Origin of the sequence: Streptomyces sp. NPDC059679, assembly GCF_042734105.1 — a bacterium.
GTDB lineage: Bacteria > Actinomycetota > Actinomycetes > Streptomycetales > Streptomycetaceae > Streptomyces.
The window spans coordinates 201,232-218,586 of sequence record NZ_JBHWES010000010.1 but is presented as its reverse complement, the minus strand read 5'-3'; the positions used below and the strand labels follow the sequence as shown (position 1 = coordinate 218,586).

Below are 17,355 nucleotides of genomic sequence, written 5' to 3'. Positions count from 1 at the left end.
GGGCCGGGGGGGTCGGGGCCCGTGGGGCGGCCCCCCGGTAGCCCCCCCGGGGTGGGCCCCCCGGCCGCACCCCGCTCGTCGCACGCAGGGGGCACCTCCCAGCGGTAGCTGGGGGAGCCGCGGAGCTCTCCTCACGGGGCACACCCATGCTTGCCCCTCGACCCGCTCCTTCACCTGCGCTCCCTACTGCCGGACGGTCTTATCGGGCCTCAGAACAGCCGCAGCTTGTCGTCCTCGATGCCGCGCAGCGCGTCGTAGTCCAGGACGACACAGCCGATGCCGCGGTCCGTGGCGAGCACCCGCGCCTGGGGCTTGATCTCCTGCGCCGCGAAGATCCCCTTCACCGGGGCCAGATGCGGATCGCGGTTGAGCAGTTCGAGATAGCGGGTCAGCTGCTCCACCCCGTCGATCTCTCCGCGCCGTTTGAGCTCCACCGCGACGGTGCCGCCGTCGGCGTCCCGGCAGAGAATGTCCACGGGGCCAATGGCAGTGGGGTATTCACGCCGAATAAGCGTCCAGCCATCGCCAAGTGTCTCGATACGGTCGGCCAGCAACTCCTGCAGATGGGCTTCCACGCCATCCTTGATCAGACCGGGGTCCACCCCGAGTTCATGCGAGGAGTCGTGCAGCACTTCCTCCATGGTGATGATGAGCTTCTCGCCCGCCTTGTTCACCACCGTCCACACGTCGCCGTCCCCCTCCTTGAGGGTGCACGGCGGAGACATCCAGTTGAGGGGTTTGTAGGCCCTGTCGTCCGCGTGGATGGAGACACTGCCGTCGGCCTTGATGAGGATCAGACGGGGTGCCGAGGGCAGGTGGGCGGTGAGCCGGCCGGCGTAGTCCACGGAGCAACGGGCGATGACGAGACGCATGGTCGGCAACGCTACTCGACGGCGGGTGGCCTACGCGATTCGTCCGACGCCGGGCCCCTGCGGAGGTGGCTGGTTGTGCACGCATTCTCCTGGTGCGCCCACAGTGGCCGAATTACCGTTGAAGCGGGCGGTCGTCATGCGGGTACGCTCCGTCGCCGTCCGCTCATCCGTCCCTGAGACCCCCGTCACGGGGGTCGCGAGAGGAGAATCCATGTCGCTCGACGTCTCACCGGCCCTCCTTGCCCAGGCCGAGCGAGGCGAGGTCGACGAAGCCGAATTCGTCGACTGCGTCCGGAACTCCCTGCCTTACGCATGGGAGATGATCAGCTCTCTGGTGGCCCAGTTGAAGATCGACGGCGGGGAATTCGCCGACAATCAGACACCGCCGCCGGACGAGCAGGCCCGCGGTCAGCTGCTGCGGGCACTCGCGAGCGACGCGATACGAGGCGCGCTGCAGCGCCACTTCGGGGTGCGGTTGGCCTTCCAGAACTGCCACCGGGTGGCGGTGTTCCCGTTGGACGGGTCGTCCGACGAGAGACTGGCGCGCTTCACCTCGCCGCGCGGTCAGCTGCTGAACCAGTCACCCGAGCTGCGCGACTGCTGACCGGATTGTCCGCTGCCGCTCCACGAGGGGGAGGTGTTCAGCGCCGCATCAGCCAAGGTTTGCCCCGCTCGCCGCCCTGGCACGGCCGCCCCCAGGCTTCGCCCGGGAGGTGCCCCCGGCTGCGTTGCCGAATCGGCCGAGTAGGCCCGCCCCCAGCCTTCGGCCGGGCGGTGCCCCCGGAGGCCGATCCGGCGCCTTGCATCTGACCGCACCAGGACGCCTCGCTACCGGGCAAACCTTGACTGACGCGGCACTGGCGCGCGCAGGACTTTTCCACACGAGGTCTTCAGCGCAGGAGCGGCAGCACCTCGGCGCCCAGCCGGCGCACATTCTCCTCTGTGGCCGCCAGCTCTCCCGAGCCCTCGACCAGCAGCGCGAAGCGGCGGATCCCGGTGCGCTCCGCCGTCGCCGCCAGCCGGTCCGCGCACAGCCGCGGCGGCCCGACCGGGTGCAGCCCGCACAGCAGCTCGGCATAGGCGAGCGGATCGCGCATCCGGCGCGGTCGGCCGTCCACCGTCACATGCGCGTCAAGGCCCTGGCGCAGCCAGCCGGGCATGGCCTTGACAAGGGTCTCCGCCGCGACGGGGCGGGCGTCCGCGATCTGCACCACCCCCGCCGAGACATGCTCTTCGGCCACCGCCGCGACCTCCTCCGGGGAGCGGCCCGCGGCCAGCGCGGATTCTCGCCACAGCCCGACCGCCTCGGCCTTCTCGTCGTCCCCGCAGTGCATCCCCAGCATCATGGGCAATCCGCGCTCGGCGGCCAGCCGCACGGTGCCCGGTGACGTACAGGCCACGATCACCGGGGGCCCGCCGACCATCCCCTCGTCCGTCAGCGCCTCGGTGGGCCGTGGGACGACCGGCACCTCGCGGAAGGTGAACCGCTCCCCGTCCGCGCCGACCCGTGGCTCGCGCAGCCAGCGCAGCAGCAGGTCGAGCGACTCGGGGAAGTCCCGTTCGTACGCCCGCAGACCGGTGCCGAACACCTCCAGGTCCACCCAGGGCCCGCCCCGGCCGACGCCCAGGGTGAAGCGCCCCCCGGAGACGAGGTGGAGCAGCGCGGCCTGCTCACCCAGCGCGACGGGGTGCGCGGTCGGCAGCACGCTCACGGCGGTGCCGACGCCTATCCTGCGCGTACGGCCGAGCAGCAGCGCGGCGAGCGTGACGGCGGACGGACAGACGCCGTACGGGACGAAGTGGTGCTCGGCGAGCCACACCGCGTCCAGCCCCGCCTCTTCGGAGAGTTGTGCGGACCGTACCGCCCGGTGCAGCGCCTCCCCCTGACCCTGGCCCGGGAATTGAGCGGCGAGGATGAAAGCCCCCACACGCATTGCCATCTGCCTCCTCTTGCGGTCGTCGCCGCCGCCACGGGCACCCTCCCCCCGCATAGGCATTAACGCCTGACACGTGCCAAGGGCACGGCCTGGCAAGAATTTTTCATGATGATCGGAGGACGGTTGTGGACACGGCTTTTCGGGACCGTGACGGTAACGCGTACGCTGGTCACAGCCAGTAGCTCCCAGCGTCCTTCGAGGTGCCCCGTGTCCCCACGCCGAAACCGCTCGCGAGGCGGCGAGAAGCCGAACGGCCGCCAAGACGAAGATCGCGCCGACCGCTATGGGCTGGAGTCGACGCAGAGCTGGCGGGGCGAGGAGTGGGTGGTGCGCCAGATCGGCGGCGGCGGCGCCACCAAGCACTACCGCTGCCCCGGCTGTGACCAGGAGATCCCGCCCGGTGTGCCGCATATCGTGGCCTGGCAGCAGCACAGCGGCGTGGACGACCGCCGCCACTGGCACAGATCCTGCTGGAACGCGAGAGACCGCCGGAGCGCGAAGCTCCAGCGGTCCCGTAACGCGCCGAGGCATTAGCCGGCGGTTCAGCAGGTGCGGTTCGGCAGGTATGGGCCTGCCGCCCGCGCCGGTCAGACGTCGCGCTTCTCCAGCAGCGCGTACGCCGCGATGAACGCCGCGGCCGTGACCCCGGCCAGCAGCCCCAGCTGGGACCAGCCGGTGCCGAGTTCGTCGTCGATCTGGAAGAGCGCGGCCAGCGAGTTGGGGGAGGAATACTTCTGCATCTTCTCGCCCAGGGTCTGCAGGCTGCTCGACATCATCAGGAAGGCGGGGAGGATCGCGGGGAGCAGCACCACACCGAGCATCGCGGTGATCGCGCCGGCCGAGTGGCGCAGCATGCTGCCGACCGCGAGCGAGAGCAGCCCGAGCAGCGAGACATACAGCCCGGCCCCCACGGTCGCCCCGAGCAGCTGCTTACCGGTCGGCTCCGCGACGTCCGGCCCGCTGTGCGCCCCCGTGCTCACGAAGGCCACGAACGCGAGCGCGGCGGTCGTGGTCAGGAAGGAGACCAGGAAGAAGACGAGCGCCTTCGCGGTCAGCACGCGTGAGCGCTGCGGCGAGGCGGTGAAGGTGGTGCGGATCATCCCGGTGCCGTACTCGGAGGAGACGACCAGCACACCCAGCGTCACGATGCACAGCTGGCCGAGCAGCGTGCCGAACAGGCCGGGGATGGTGGTGGGGGTGGTGGAGTAGTCGCTGTCCTTGGTGCCCGTCGCCACGAGCAGCCCGATGCCGATGACCAGCGCGGCCATGACGCTCAGCGTCCAGATCGTCGAACGCACCGACTTGATCTTGGTCCACTCGGAGGCGATCGCATGCCCCAGGTGCGTACGCCGGATCGGGATCGGCGAGGTGTACCCGGCGGGGGCGGCGGCGTAGGACTGCTGCGGTGCGCCCTGCATACCCGGCGCGCCACCCGGCATGCCCGGCTGCGGGGTCTGCACGCCCGGCTGCTGGGGCTGCATGGCCTGCTGGTGGGGTGCCTGCTGCGGGGCGGCCGGCATGCCCGGCGCACCGGGTACGCCCTGCGGCTGGGGTGCCTGCTGGGGCGGCTGCGGCGGGGCGGACGGCTGGGCAGCCTGGGCCTGCTGCTGGTACGGAGGGGTCGTCATCGGGCGTCCTCGCTGTCGCGCTTGTTCATGTCGGCGGGGGCGGGCGCGGCGGCCGGAGCGGGGGGAGCGGCCGGCGGCTGCGCGGGGGCGGCGGGCTGCTGCGGCGCGCCTTGCCCGACGAGCGGCTGCTGCGGCTGCCAGGGGGCCTGGCCCGGAGCGGGCTGTCCCGGGGCGGGCTGGCCGGGCGCGGGCTGGCCCTGGGGCGCGGGCGGCGGGTTGTAGCCCGGCATGGAGCCCATGGGCGGATAGCCTGCGGGCGCGCCGCCCGCGGTCGGCGGGGCGTAGCCGTACGGCCCGGCCTGCGGGGCCATGCCCGGTACGGGCTCCTGGAGCCCCGCCCGCTGGTCGGCGGTCGAGCGGTAGTCCACGGCGCCCTGCGTCATCCGCATGTACGCCTCTTCCAGCGACGCCTGGTGCGGGGAGAGTTCCCACAGCCGGACGTCCGCGTCATGTGCCAGATCGCTGATCCGCGGCAGCGGCAGCCCGGTCACCCGCAGCGCGCCGTCCTGCTCCGGCAGCACCTGGCCGCCCGCCTCGCTCAGCGCGGCGGTCAGCTTCTCGCGCTGCTCCGTCTCCCCGTCGGGTGTGCGCACCCGCGCGAAGTCCGCGGAGTTGTAGGAGATGAAGTCCTTGACGCTCATGTCCGCGAGCAGCTGCCCGCGCCCGATCACGATCAGGCGGTCGGCGGTCAGCGCCATCTCGCTCATCAGGTGGCTGGAGACGAAGACGGTACGGCCCTCGGACGCCAGCTGCTTCATCAGGTTACGGACCCAGAGGATGCCCTCCGGGTCCAGGCCGTTGACCGGCTCGTCGAAGAGCAGCACCTGAGGGTCGCCCAGCAGCGCGGCCGCGATGCCCAGGCGTTGCCCCATGCCCAGCGAGAACCCCTTGGAGCGCTTCCTCGCGACGCTCTGCAGCCCGACCACGCCCAGCACCTCGTCGACCCGGCGGGCGGGAATGCCGGACAGCTGGGCCAGGCACAGCAGGTGCTGGCGGGCGCTGCGGCCGCCGTGCACGGCCTTCGCGTCGAGGAGAGCACCCACCTGACGCGGGGCGTTGGGCAGCTTGCGGAAGGGGTAGCCGCCCACCGTGACATGGCCCGAGGTGGGCTCGTCGAGCCCCAGGATCATGCGCATCGTCGTCGATTTGCCGGATCCGTTGGGCCCCAGGAAGCCGGTGACAGTGCCAGGGCGCACCTGGAACGAAAGGTTGTACACGGCCGTCTTGGCGCCGTAGCGCTTCGTCAGGCCGACTGCCTCGATCATGCTCCGCCCCTCGTGCGATGCGTCCGGGGCGCGTGCCCCCGTGCGGGTAAGGAGGATAACCGCGCGAGGCTGGTTCCCGTTAAGCGAGAGTCGAGAGCGGATCGTGACCGTGCAGCACCCAGCCCTCCTCCGCGAACACCGAGGAGGCCGTCTCGCGCAGCGCGCGGTCCGCCGCCGCGCGCCGGATCCAGGTCCCCGGGTCGGGCCCCAACAGGCCCCGCAGCCGCGCCGAGGACGCCAGCAGCCCGGTCAGCAGGGCGCTCTGGTCGCCGCCGCCCGGCCGGGGTCTGCCGGAGGGGCGGTCCGGGGCGCCGTCGGGGCCCGCGAGCACTCCCCGCGCGCCGACGTAGAGATACGCGCCGCCCAGCCGCTCCCCGGACGGCAGCACCATCGGGAAGTCCGCGCCGGGCAGCAGGATCCGCCGGTAGTTGGGGAATTCGGTGGCGTCCACCGAAGCCAGCTGGGCGGCGTCGAGCCAGCTGACCACCAGCGGGGTCTCGGCCGTCGGATCCGCGTACGGCGCGGTGGCGACGTACCCGTACCGCCCGATGTGCGCCGAGCAGCCGACCCCTATGCCGCGCACCCGCACCGGCACCATCGGCACGGCGGCCGGGTGTCCGAGCGCCGTCAGCTTGTGGTGCAGCTGCGCGGGGGAGGCGTTGGAGCCGACCGCGATGACGGGATGGCGCTGCTCCAGGGGCACTTGGCCGAGCCGGGCCAGTACGGCGTCGAGCGGTTCGCGCGGCGAGCGTTGACCTGTCCGGGCCGCCCCGAGCACCGGCCAGCCGCCCGGCGCGCCCGGCGAGGGCGTCAACTCCCACAGCTCGGACCCCGCGAGAAGCACGGGTGCGGTGACGGGTCGGCCCGGATAGGTCAACGGCCGCAACGCGGGCACATCGACGAACCCCAGGGCGGCGAGGCTGCGGTCGGTCACAGGGGGAGGTTACGCACCGGGCGGCCCGCCCGTAAGAGGCCGTACACGAGGAGGACACCCAGGACCCGTAACGCCCAGGACCCGTAATGCCCGCGCCCGATGCGCCGTCACGCGCGTGCCCCGCGCCGCAGGGAGCGGGCGCGGGGCACGAGAAGCGCGGGCGTGATCCGACGTCAGCGGTGCTGGACGTCAGCGGTGCTGGACGTCAGCGGCTCTGCTGGGCCGGGACACCACGCGAGATCGGCTCGTCCTCGGTGGGGGAGCCGGCCGCGGCCACCGCGGCACCGGTCAGCGTGGCCAGCATCTCGCGGACGTTGGTCAGCTGGGCGTTGATGCTGTCGCGGCGGTTGGTGAGCGCCGCCAGCTCGCGCTCGGATTCGCTGCGGATGCGGTCGGCCTTGGCGTTGGCGTCGGCCACGATGTCCTCGGCCTGGCGCTGCGCGGTCTCCACCGTCTGGCGGGCGCGGCGCTCGGCGTCCGTACGCAGCTTCTCGGCCTCCAGGCGCAGCTGCTCCGCCCGGTGCTCGATCTCCGCCAGCCGCTTCTCGGCCTTGGCCTGACGGGAGGCCAGGTCGCGCTCGGACTGCTCGCGGCGCTTGGCGAGGTTCGTCTCGAAGTCCGCGGCGGCCTGGGCGGCCTTGGCGCGGGTCTCCTCGAAGAGGGAGTCGGCCTCCTCGCGCTTCTGCTGCGCGTCCTTCTGGGCCTCCTGGCGCAGCGTCGCCGCGTCGCCCTTGGCCTTCTCGACGATACGAGCGCCCTCGTCCTCCGCCTTGGCCTTGCGCTCGGCGGCGAACGACTCGGCGTCGTTGCGCACCTGCTGGGCCGCCGACTCGGCGAGTTCCCGGTGCTGTTCGGCGGCCCGGCGGGCCTCCTCGCGCAGGTCCTTGGCCTCCTCCTCGGCGAGACGGAGGATCTTCTCGACGCGCGCGCCGAGCCCCGCGTAGGACGGCTCCGCGTCGTTGATCTGGGCCTGAGCGTTCTGCGTCTCGAGGTGCAGCTCCTCGATGCGCTTTTCCAGAGAGGTGATACGGGCCAGTGCACTGTCACGGTCGGCGACGAGCTTGGTAATGCGGTCGTCCACCTGACCGCGGTCGTATCCACGCCGCACGAGCTCGAAGCCGAAGGGGGAGGAAGTGTCGCTCATGGGGTTCCTGTCGAAAGAGACCGGTGAGGTGATAGAGGGAATCCTAGGGGGCCAAACGGCGTGTCAACGAGTCAACGTCCGTTTGATCTGGAGAATGTCCAGCCTTTTGAGTGGCAGACAGCCAGACGGCTTGTCACTCGTCGGGATGATACGGACACGACACAGGGTGTGTCTCTAGCGCTTCCGCCCACGAACACTACGATTCGGCAGCGCCCGCCCCAGGAGTCTCAGCCGTCCGAACGCTTGCCGCTCGCCCGGGTGCCCGCGCCGGCCGCCGTCTTGACCCCACCGTTCTCGTTCCTTCCCGAGTTCCCGCCCGAACTGCTCCCCGATGCGGGGGCCTCAAAAGACTCCAACGCCGCCAGCACGTCCTGGACACGGGAGATCTCCGCGTTGATGTCCTCCTGGCGCCGTTTGAGCAGCTCCAGCTCGCGCTTTCCTTCGTCGACGATCCGCTTGGCCTCGGCCTCCGCGTCGGCGCGCCTGCGCGTCGCGTCCCGCTCGGCGTCGGCCTTCTTCTGCTCGGCCTCCTTGAGCAGCGACTCGGCCTTCTTCACCGCGGCGATACGGACCCGGCTGGCCTCGCTGTTGGCGTCGGAGACCAGCGTCTTGGCCTTCTCCTCGGCCTTCATCAGCTGCGCGGTCGCCGCCGCGACCAGCTTGTCGACGCGCTCGCCGGTCGACTTCATCTGCTCCGCCGACTCCCGGCGGGCCCGCTCGTGCAGCTCCTCGACGTCCGCCTCGGCCCGGGTCCGCAGCTCCTCGGCCCGCTCCCGGATGGCGGTCGCATCGCCCCGGGCCTCGCCGAGCATCGTGTCGGAGTCCGTACGGGCCTTCTCCACCAGGCTGTTCGCCTGCGCGGTCGCCTCGCCGACGAGCCGGTCGGCTTCCTTGCGGGCGACGCCGATCATCGTGTCGGCCTGCTCCTCGGCGGCGGTCGCGGTCCGCAGCGCGGCCTCCCGCGCCTCCTTCGTCAGCCGGTCCGCCTCCGCCGTGGACTCGGTGATCAGCCGGTCGACCTGGATCGCCGCGTCCGAACGCCGCTTGTTGGCGTCCTCGCGCGCGCTGTCGACCGTACGCTCGGCCTCGGCCTGCGCCTTGGCGCGGATCCGCTCCGCCTCCGCGGCGGCCTCGGTGGCCACCCGCTCCGCTTCCGCGCGGGTGCGCGCCGCGTGCTGCTGCGCCGAACCCACCGTCTCCGACGCCTCGGTGCGCAGCCGCTCGGCCTCCGCGCTCGCGTCCGTCAGCAGCCGCTCGGCTTCCTTCGTCGCCTCGCCGACCAGCCGGTCGGCCTGCCCGGCCGCCTCCGAGCGGATGTTGTTGGCGTCCCCACGGGCCTGGGCCCGGGTGCGCGCCGCGTCCTGCTCGGCCGCCGCCCGTGCGTCGGATGCCTCCGTACGCAGCTGCTGGGCCCGCGCGTTGGCCTCCGAGACCAGCCGCTGGGCCTCCTCGGTCGCGCCGCCGACCAGCGTGTCGGCCTGCTCGGCCGCCTCGTTGCGGGTCTTGTTGGCGCTGCGGCGCGCGTCGTCCAGCACCTGCTGGGCCTCGGTGCGCAGCCGCTCGGCCTCGTTCGTGGCCTCGGTGATCAGCCGGTCCGCCTGCTCGGCGGCGTCCGAGCGGCGCCGGTTGGCCTCCTCGCGGGCCTGGGCGGACAGCTGGTCCGCCTCCTCGATCGCCTCCGCGACCGTGCGCTCCGCGAGCGCCTTGGCCGCCTCCGTCTCCTCATGGGCCTCGCGCCGCAGCCGCGCCGCGTCCTCGGCCGCCCGCTCCCGCTCGGCGTGCGCGTCCGCGCGGACCCGGTCCGCCTCCGCCTGCGCCTCGTGGCGGGTGCGGTCCGCGGCGTGCTCGGCCGCCGTACGCAGCCCCGTGATCTCCGTCTCGGCCTGCTCGTGCAGCCCCGCGACCGAGTCCCGCACCGCTTGCGCGTGCTGCTCCGCCGCGCCCACCAGCTCCGCCGCGTGCCGCTCGGCCTCCTCGGCCAGCCGCTGCGCCTCGTCCTGCGCCTCGGCGACCCGGTTGCGGGCGGCGGCCAGCAGCTCCTCGCTCTGCTCGTGAGCCAGGCTCCGCTCCCGCTGCGCCTCCTCGCGGGCGTCGCTCAGCGTCTCCTCGGCCTCGCGGCGGCGGCGGACCGCCTCCTCCTGCGCGGCCGCCAGGGCCTCGGCGGCCTCGGCCCCGATGCGCTCGGCCGCGGCGTTCGCCTCCGCGCGCACCCGGTCGGCCGTGTCCTGCGCCTCGGCGCGCAGCCGCTCGGCCTCCGCGGCGGCCTCGCCGCGCAGCCGTACCGCGACCGACTCGCCCTCGGCGCGCATGTTCGACGCGTCCGCGACGGCCTCGTCGCGCAGCCGGTCCGCCTCCGTCTCGGCCTGCTGACGCAGCGCGGCCAGCCGCTCGGCGGTCTCGCCGCGCAGCCGCTCGGTGTCCTCGGCGGCCTCCCGGCGCAGCCGCTCGGCCTCCTCGCGGGCGTCCCGCAGCGCCTGATCGGCCGAGGAGAGCCGCTGCTCGGCCTCCCCGTGCAGCCGGGCCAGTTCGGCCTCGGCCTCCTCGCGGCGGGCCGCGGCGGCCGCCTCGGCCTCCTCGCGGATCCGCCGGGCGGCCTCCGCCGCCTCCGACCTGACCTGCTCGGCCTGGGTGTCGGCCGAGGTCACCAGCTCCTCGGCCTCGCCACGGGCCCGGTCGAGCGCCTCGTCGGCCTGGCGGCGCAGCGACGCGGCCCGCTCGATCGCCTCGGTCCGTACCCGCTCGCTCTCGGCGGTGGCGGCCGCGCGGGTCTCCTCGGCGCCGGTCTTCGCCTTGGACAGCAGATCCTCGGCGGTGCCGGCCGCCTCCTCGATCTGCTGGACCGCCTCCCGGCGGGCCTCGGCGCGGATCCGCTCGCCCTCGGCCACCGCCTCCGCGCGCAGCTGCTCGGCCTCGCCGCGCAGCCGGCGGGCCTCCTCCTGCAGCTCGACGGTCTTGGCGCGGTACTCCTTGGTGTCGTCCTTCGCCGCGCCCTTCAACTGCGCGGCGGTGTCATGCGCCTCGGCCCGCAGCCGGTCCGCCTCGGCCTCCGCCTTGGCCCGGATCCGCTCCGCCTCGTCGGCCGCCGCCTTGGTGGTGGCCTGCGCGTTCTCCGAGGCCTTGGTCAGCACCTCCTCGGCGCTGCGGGCCGCCTTGGCCAGCTGGGCGGCCGAGTCCTCGGCGGTCTTGGCGCGCGCGGTCTCCTCGGCCTCGGCGATCAGCCGCTCGGCCTCGGCGCGGGCGTCGTCCCGTACCTGCTCGGCCTCGGCGCGCAGCGCCTCGGACTCCTTGGTGGCCTCGCCGACCAGCCGGGCGATCTCCGCCTTGGCGGTCCGGGTGCGCTGCTCGTTGTCCGTCTCGGCGGCCGACAGCCGTTTCTCGGCCGCCTCCTTGGCCTCCGTGAGCACCTTCTCGGCCTCGAGACGCGCCTCGCGCAGCGATGTCTCGGCCTCCTGCATGCGCAGCTCGGCGGCCCGGGTCAGCTCGGTGGCCTGCCGGCGCGCCTGGTCGGACTCGGAGGCGGTGGAGGTGCGCAGCTGCTCCGCGTGGTGGGTGGCCTCCTGCGCCTGGGCGCCGGCCGTGTTCACCAGCCGCTCGGCCTCGGTACGGGCGCGGCGCAGGATCGCCTCGGCCTCGGAGCGGGCCGACTCCGCCTCCGAGCCGAGCCGGTCGCGGGTCTGGTCGGCCAGCCGCTGGGCCTCGGCACGGGCGGCGGCCAGCGCCTGCTCGGCCTCGGCGCGCGACTCGTCCATGAGCCGGCGGGCCTGTGCCTCGGTACGGGCGCGCAGTTGCTCGGCCCAGGCGACGTTCTCGTTGACGTGCGACTCGACGGTGGCGCGGCGCTCGGCGAGCTCTTGGTCGAGCCGCTGACGGCGCGCCACGGCCTCGGCGTGCAGCTCGGCTTCGAGCCGTGCCTGCCGCTCGGCCTGTTCCTGCAGCAGCCGCTGGGTCTGGGCCCGGGTCTCGCGCACCTCGCGCTCGGCGTCGGCGCGCAGCTGTTCCGCCTGCACCTGCGCGTTCCGCAGCAACTGCTCGGCCTGGTAGCCGAGGTTGGCGCTGTCGTAGGCAGGGCGGCTCGCGAGATTGCGGCGCGCCTCGTGCAGCTTGGCGCGCAGCACCTCGACTTGGTAGCCGAGGTCGTCGGCGTGCTGGACGGCCTTTTCCCGCTCGGTCTTCAGCCGCTCCATCTCGGCCTCGAACTTCGAGAGGTGGTCGTCAGGCTCGTAGCGGTCGTAGCCCCGCACTGCGCGGTCCCATCCGTCCCCTGGTCGCGTTGGCGGCCGGCTCCGTACCTGGGGGTGCCACGTGGCACCTCGCGGTCCCGACCTGGCGCCCGGCCGTGGCGGCCGGACCGGAGCTAGCCCTTCCGAAGAAATGGTGTCAGATCATCGGCAAAGCCTGGGCCGGACCCTGATCCCTTTCTGATCCCGTTCCCGTACCCCGGCCGAGGTTGCACTCTACCGGCCGGGGAAGCGGAAGGTCAGTGGTCCGCTTGAGTGATGGACTTCATCAGTCCCGCTCGTTGTCGGGGCCGTGGTCGGGGTTGTGTTCCTTGGCGGTGTGGTCCGCCGCCGCGGTGACGAGCTCGGTGAGCACGCCGTGGCAGTCCTTGGGGTGCAAAAAGGTGATCCGGGAGTCCATGGAGCCGCGGCGGGGCTCCTCGTACAGCACCCGGACGCCCTTGCCGCGGATGGCCTCGGAGTCGGTGTCCACGTCCGCCGTGCCGAAGGCGATGTGGTGCACCCCCTCGCCGTTCTTGGCCATCCACTTTCCGACGGCCGAGTCCTCCCGGATGGGCTCCAGGAGCTGCAGATACGAGGCTCCGCCGTCCGAGGTCTCGTTGATCTTGAGCATGGCCTCGCGGACCCCCTGCTCATCGTTGGTCTCGGTGTGGAACACCTCGAAGCCGTACGTGGCACGGTAGAACTCGACGGTCTTGTCGAGGTCGAAGCAGGCGATCCCGATGTGGTCGATTCTGGTCAGCATGGTTCCAGTGCACCGCTCACACGGGTGGTTACGCAACGTGCGCGCGATCACACTGATGGCCCGGTGACCCGGCGGGTACTCGTCAGTACATTGACGATAACCCTCGTTAACTTCCTTCTCCTCTGGAGGACGCACCATGACTCGGACATCTGTGATCGTGGCGGGCGCGCGCACGCCGATGGGACGGCTGATGGGCAGCCTGCGCTCCTTCTCCGGAGCGGACCTCGGCGGGGTCGCGATCAAGGCGGCGCTGGAGCGGGCCGGGATCGGCGGCGACCAGGTGGAGTACGTGATCATGGGGCAGGTGCTCCAGGCGGGCGCCGGGCAGATCCCCGCCCGGCAGGCCGCGGTGAAGGCCGGTATCCCCATGTCGGTGCCCGCGCTCACCGTGAACAAGGTCTGCCTGTCCGGGCTCGACGCCATCGCGCTGGCCGATCAGCTGATCCGGGCCGGTGAGTTCGACGTCGTGGTCGCGGGCGGCCAGGAGTCCATGACCAACGCCCCCCACCTGCTGCCCAAGTCCCGCCAGGGCTTCAAGTACGGCGCCGTCGAAATGCTCGACGCGATGGCGTACGACGGGCTGACCGACTCGTTCGAGGGCATCGCCATGGGCGAGTCGACCGAGAAGCACAACACCCGGCTGGGCATCCTGCGGCCCGAGCAGGACGAGATCGCCGCGCTCTCCCACCAGCGGGCCGCCGCGGCCCAGAAGAACGGCGCCTTCGACGCCGAGATCACCCCGGTGGAGATCCCGCAGCGCAAGGGTGAGCCGGTGATCTTCGACAAGGACGAGGGCATCCGCCCGGAGACCACCGTGGAGTCGCTGGCCAGGCTGCGGCCCGCCTTCACCAAGGACGGGACGATCACGGCCGGGACGTCGTCGCAGATCTCGGACGGGGCGGCGGCCGTGGTCGTGATGAGCAAGGCCAAGGCGGAGGCGCTGGGCCTGGAGTGGATCGCGGAGATCGGGGCGCACGGGAATGTGGCGGGACCCGACAACTCCCTCCAGTCGCAGCCGTCCAACGCGATCGCGCACGCACTGCGGAAGGAAGGGATCGGGGTCCGGGATCTTGATCTGATCGAGATCAACGAGGCGTTCGCGGCGGTCGCGGTCCAGTCAATGAACGATCTTGGCGTTTCCTCCGAAAAGGTGAATGTGAATGGCGGCGCGATCGCGCTCGGTCACCCGATCGGGATGTCGGGCGCGCGCATCGTGCTGTCCCTGGCCCTGGAGCTGCGGCGGCGGGGCGGCGGCGTGGGCGCGGCGGCGCTGTGCGGTGGGGGTGGGCAGGGGGATGCGCTGATCGTCCGGGTGCCGCGCGCGGTGTAGTTCTTTACGCGGCTCTGCGCGCGGTTCGCGGTTCTGCGTGCGGCCGGTGGGGCCGCGCGCCGGTGGTTCCTGTCGTCGGGAGCGGAAGGGAGCGGCAGCGATGGCCGATGTGCCCACGCTGGTGGAGCAGGCGCGGCAGGGTCGGCCGCGTGCCGTGGCCCGGCTGATCTCGTTGATCGAGGGCGACTCACCGCAGCTGCGCGAGGTCATGGCCGCGCTCGCCCCGCTGGCGGGCGGCGCGTATGTGGTCGGGGTGACCGGTTCGCCGGGGGTCGGCAAGTCGACGTCGACCTCGGCGCTGGTCACCGCGTACCGCAAGGCCGGGAAGCGGGTGGGGGTGCTCGCGGTGGACCCCTCCTCGCCCTTCTCGGGCGGGGCGCTCCTCGGGGACCGGGTGCGGATGTCGGAGCACGCCTCCGACCCCGGCGTCTACATCCGCTCCATGGCCACCCGCGGCCACCTGGGCGGGCTGGCCTGGGCCGCCCCGCAGGCCATCCGGGTGCTCGACGCCGCCGGATGCGACGTGGTGCTGGTGGAGACCGTCGGCGTCGGGCAGTCGGAGGTCGAGATCGCCGCGCAGGCCGATACGAGCGTGGTGATGCTCGCGCCCGGGATGGGCGACGGGATCCAGGCGGCCAAGGCCGGGATCCTGGAGATCGGCGATGTGTACGTGGTCAACAAGGCCGACCGGGAGGGCGCCGACGCGACGGTCCGCGAGCTGGGGCACATGCTGGGCCTCGGCGAGGCCCGTGCGCCAGGGGACTGGCGGCCGCCGATCGTGAAGACGGTGGCGGCGCGGGGCGAGGGCGTCGACGAGGTGGTGGAGGCCCTGGAGAAGCACCGGGCGTGGATGGAGGAGCGCGGTGTGCTGGCGGAGCGGCGGCTGCGGCGGGCGGCGGGCGAGGTCGAGACCATCGCCGTAACGGCGCTCCGCGCCCGGATCGGCGACCTGCACGGCGACCGCCGGCTGGGGACGCTGGCCGAGCGGGTGGCGGCGGGGGAGCTGGACCCGTACGCGGCGGCGGATGAGCTGGTGGCCGGGGTGACCTCCTCGGCCTGAGGCGCGTGGGTGTGCGCCTGCTGTGCGTGGTCCGGCGGGGTCGGGGCCTCCGGGGCTGTCACCCTGGACCGCATATTTACGGCGCCGGTGACCCGAAGCGTGGCGTTGCTCGGAACTTGGCGCCACAAATATGCGTAAGCGTCCAGGGCGCCACCCCTGCACCCCCGCCCCCTCCCGTCTCGTCGGCGGCTACAGCCGCTCCGTGGCTTCCAGCCGTACGCGGCCGCCCACGTCGATCAGGCCGTCCGGCCGCGGTGCCGTCAGGATCTGGGAGCCGCGGCCCTGCGCGATGTTCAGGGCGCGTCCGAGCTGGGCCGTCAGCAGCAGCGCCGCCGCGCCCGTCGCCTCGTCCTCGTCGATGCCGTCGCCGCGCCCGGGGAAGGCGCGGGCCCTGATCCGGCCGGCCGCCTCTTCCTCCCACGCCCAGGCGTAGATCCACTCGCCAGGCGGCGGTACGGGGAGGCTGTCCACCTCGGCCGCCGAGTCGTAGCGACGCAGCGTGCGTGGCGGTGCCCATTCGGGGCGCGCCTCGATCCAGTTGAACTCGCCTTCGAGCCGGGCGCCCACCAGGCCCGCGGGTGTGACCAGTTCGGGCACGTCGAGCAGCCAGGCCGTGCCCACGCACGGGTGCCCGGCGAACGGCAGCCGCAGCGTCGGTGTGTAGATGTCGATGACGCCGCGCTCGGGGTCGTCGACGAACACGGTCTCGCTGAAGCCCAGCTTCCGCGCGAGGGCCTGGCGTTCGGCCTCGGTGGGGACGGCGGCGCCGCGGCGGATGACGCCGAGCGTGTTGCCGTGGCGGCCGTCGGGCCCGCAGAAGACGCGCAGCACGTCGTAATCGGTCACCTGTGCAGTACATCACGCCGCCGTGGCCGCTCATGCGGCCACGGCGGACCCGCTAGACGCGGCCGCGCTGGGCGCGCAGATGCTCGGCGATCGGGGTCAGGGAGGTGCGGAGGGCGTCTAGGGCTTCGGGGCTGAGCAGGTCGATGAAGTGCTTGCGCACCGATTCGACGTGGTGCGGTGCGACCTTGCGCATGGTCTCCCAGCCGTCTTCGGTGAGCACCGCGAAGAGCCCGCGCCGGTCGGACTCGCAGTGCTCGCGGCGGACGAGGCCCGCGTTCTCCATCCGGGTGATCTGGTGGGAGAGACGGCTCTTGGACTGCAGGGTGGCGGCGGCCAGGTCGCTCATGCGCATCCGGTGGCCCTCCGACTCCGAGAGGTTGACCAGGATCTCGTAGTCGTTCATGGTCAGGCCGAACGGCTGCAGGTCTCGTTCGAGCTGATACGTCAGCAGCCTGCTGACGTCCAAGTGGATGCGCCAGGCGCCCTGTTCCTCGTCGCTCAGCCAGCGCGTGCCGTTCTCGGTCTCCATGGGAAGCATTCTACCTGTAGAAGTTGAATTTCGAACCAATGGATATGAGGTCACCTGTTCGAGGTTACACTCCGCATGCTCACGCTCACGAACCGGTGCCCCCCGTGGTCCCTATGGGCACCTCGGCCATGACCTCTTCCGTCGACTGGAGCAGTACGGTCCCCGCGCCGACGAACTCGAACTGGTGCTCCTCGCCCGAGGTCCCCCCGAGGCCGGTGTGCGCCCGGATTCCGCCGAGGACGCCGCGCAAGTACTCGTGATCGTAGTGGTGGTTGGGCGTTGGGCAGTCCGCCCAGCCGACGAGCGCCTGCGGGTCGACACGGATCGGCGGCTCCATGAAGACCACCGGGCCGTTGGAGGCCGCGACGAACTTGCCGGTGCCGATCAGGGTGAGGAAGCCCGGGACGATCGACTGCTTGAGGGAGAGCGAGGGCTGGAAGGCCAGCAGATTGCCGGACCGGATGGTGAGATTGCCGTCGTCGAGGTCGTAGGAGTTGACGTCGAAGGCCCGGTCCGCGAGCACCATCTTGCCCTGCCCCTCGGCCACCACCCAGTCCGCGGCGTGCAGCGGGGAGTGGAAGCTGTGCGCGATGAGGCGGTCGAGCCGGCCCAGGCCCACGCCCTGGAAGTCGATCCGCCCGTAATAGGCGATCATCTTCCCCTTCTGCAGGAACCACTGGCCGTTGAGTTCGACGCTGAAGGCGTACGGATTGATGTTGTCGTCGACCGGGAGGGTGTACGCGTCGTGGATGACGGGGCCGTTCACCTGGAGCCTCCGAGGATGCCCCGGCCTTCAGGCCGGGGAGGAATCGGACTCCTGCGGAGCA

Annotated in this window: 15 protein-coding genes; 4 read left to right on the top strand and 11 right to left on the bottom strand. The window is 72.3% G+C overall.

From position 1 onward, the window contains the following. Nucleotides 1–209: 209 nt before the first annotated feature. Nucleotides 210–872 (bottom strand): endonuclease NucS, encoded by a 663-nt coding sequence (gene nucS / locus ACFV2X_RS14795; RefSeq protein WP_014176358.1) that lies wholly within the window; start codon nucleotides 870–872, stop codon nucleotides 210–212. Between the two features lie 211 nt (nucleotides 873–1,083). Between nucS and ACFV2X_RS14790 the strand changes: the two genes are divergently transcribed. Then, on the top strand, nucleotides 1,084–1,476 hold the full coding sequence (locus ACFV2X_RS14790) for an SCO5389 family protein (protein ID WP_089513058.1): 393 nt from the start codon (nucleotides 1,084–1,086) through the stop codon (nucleotides 1,474–1,476). A gap of 286 nt (nucleotides 1,477–1,762) precedes the next feature. Here the strand turns inward: ACFV2X_RS14790 and ACFV2X_RS14785 are convergent, their stop codons facing one another. Continuing rightward, nucleotides 1,763–2,806: an LLM class flavin-dependent oxidoreductase gene (locus ACFV2X_RS14785; protein WP_385616011.1), complete on the bottom strand. Its 1,044-nt coding sequence runs from the start codon at nucleotides 2,804–2,806 to the stop codon at nucleotides 1,763–1,765. A 210-nt stretch (nucleotides 2,807–3,016) separates the two neighbouring features. Between ACFV2X_RS14785 and ACFV2X_RS14780 the strand changes: the two genes are divergently transcribed. Then, complete coding sequence (locus ACFV2X_RS14780) at nucleotides 3,017–3,343, top strand: ATP/GTP-binding protein (RefSeq protein ID WP_385616008.1); 327 nt, start codon at nucleotides 3,017–3,019, stop codon at nucleotides 3,341–3,343. A gap of 53 nt (nucleotides 3,344–3,396) precedes the next feature. Here ACFV2X_RS14780 and ACFV2X_RS14775 read toward each other — a convergent pair whose 3' ends face one another. The 6 genes from ACFV2X_RS14775 to mce form a co-directional block, all read right to left on the bottom strand. Then, entirely contained in the window at nucleotides 3,397–4,437 is a 1,041-nt protein-coding gene (locus ACFV2X_RS14775; RefSeq protein WP_385616005.1) for an ABC transporter permease subunit, read from the bottom strand. After that, nucleotides 4,434–5,702, bottom strand: coding sequence for an ABC transporter ATP-binding protein (locus ACFV2X_RS14770; RefSeq protein WP_385616002.1), 1,269 nt, complete (start codon nucleotides 5,700–5,702; stop codon nucleotides 4,434–4,436). Before ACFV2X_RS14770 ends, ACFV2X_RS14775 begins: the two co-directional genes overlap by 4 nt. A 79-nt stretch (nucleotides 5,703–5,781) precedes the next feature. Continuing rightward, entirely contained in the window at nucleotides 5,782–6,636 is an 855-nt protein-coding gene (locus tag ACFV2X_RS14765) for a hypothetical protein (RefSeq protein ID WP_385615999.1), read from the bottom strand. A gap of 205 nt (nucleotides 6,637–6,841) precedes the next feature. Then, a complete protein-coding gene (locus ACFV2X_RS14760; protein ID WP_385615996.1) occupies nucleotides 6,842–7,780 on the bottom strand; it encodes a cellulose-binding protein in 939 nt (312 codons plus the stop codon). 227 nt (nucleotides 7,781–8,007) lie between these two features. Then, nucleotides 8,008–12,021, bottom strand: coding sequence for a polarized growth protein Scy (gene scy / locus ACFV2X_RS14755; protein ID WP_385615993.1), 4,014 nt, complete (start codon nucleotides 12,019–12,021; stop codon nucleotides 8,008–8,010). A gap of 265 nt (nucleotides 12,022–12,286) precedes the next feature. Next, nucleotides 12,287–12,763, bottom strand: coding sequence for a methylmalonyl-CoA epimerase (mce, locus tag ACFV2X_RS14750; protein WP_385615991.1), 477 nt, complete (start codon nucleotides 12,761–12,763; stop codon nucleotides 12,287–12,289). A 136-nt stretch (nucleotides 12,764–12,899) separates the two neighbouring features. On the opposite strand from mce, the gene ACFV2X_RS14745 reads away from it, so the two are divergent. Next, the gene (locus tag ACFV2X_RS14745) at nucleotides 12,900–14,093 is read left to right on the top strand and encodes an acetyl-CoA C-acetyltransferase (RefSeq protein WP_385615988.1); all 1,194 of its coding nucleotides are present in this window, start codon (nucleotides 12,900–12,902) and stop codon (nucleotides 14,091–14,093) included. Nucleotides 14,094–14,193: 100 nt separating this feature from the next. Continuing rightward, nucleotides 14,194–15,153 carry a methylmalonyl Co-A mutase-associated GTPase MeaB gene (gene meaB, locus ACFV2X_RS14740; protein WP_385615985.1) on the top strand — a complete coding sequence of 320 codons (960 nt, stop codon included), beginning with the start codon at nucleotides 14,194–14,196 and terminating at the stop codon, nucleotides 15,151–15,153. A gap of 189 nt (nucleotides 15,154–15,342) precedes the next feature. On the opposite strand, the gene ACFV2X_RS14735 is transcribed toward meaB, so the two are convergent. The 3 genes from ACFV2X_RS14735 to ACFV2X_RS14725 form a co-directional block, all read right to left on the bottom strand. Beyond that, nucleotides 15,343–15,999 (bottom strand): PhzF family phenazine biosynthesis protein, encoded by a 657-nt coding sequence (locus ACFV2X_RS14735; RefSeq protein ID WP_385615981.1) that lies wholly within the window; start codon nucleotides 15,997–15,999, stop codon nucleotides 15,343–15,345. 52 nt (nucleotides 16,000–16,051) lie between these two features. After that, entirely contained in the window at nucleotides 16,052–16,528 is a 477-nt protein-coding gene (locus tag ACFV2X_RS14730; protein ID WP_385615979.1) for a MarR family winged helix-turn-helix transcriptional regulator, read from the bottom strand. Between the two features lie 85 nt (nucleotides 16,529–16,613). Beyond that, nucleotides 16,614–17,294, bottom strand: a complete 681-nt coding sequence (locus ACFV2X_RS14725; protein ID WP_089513045.1) for an AIM24 family protein — start codon at nucleotides 17,292–17,294, stop codon at nucleotides 16,614–16,616. Nucleotides 17,295–17,355: the final 61 nt, after the last annotated feature.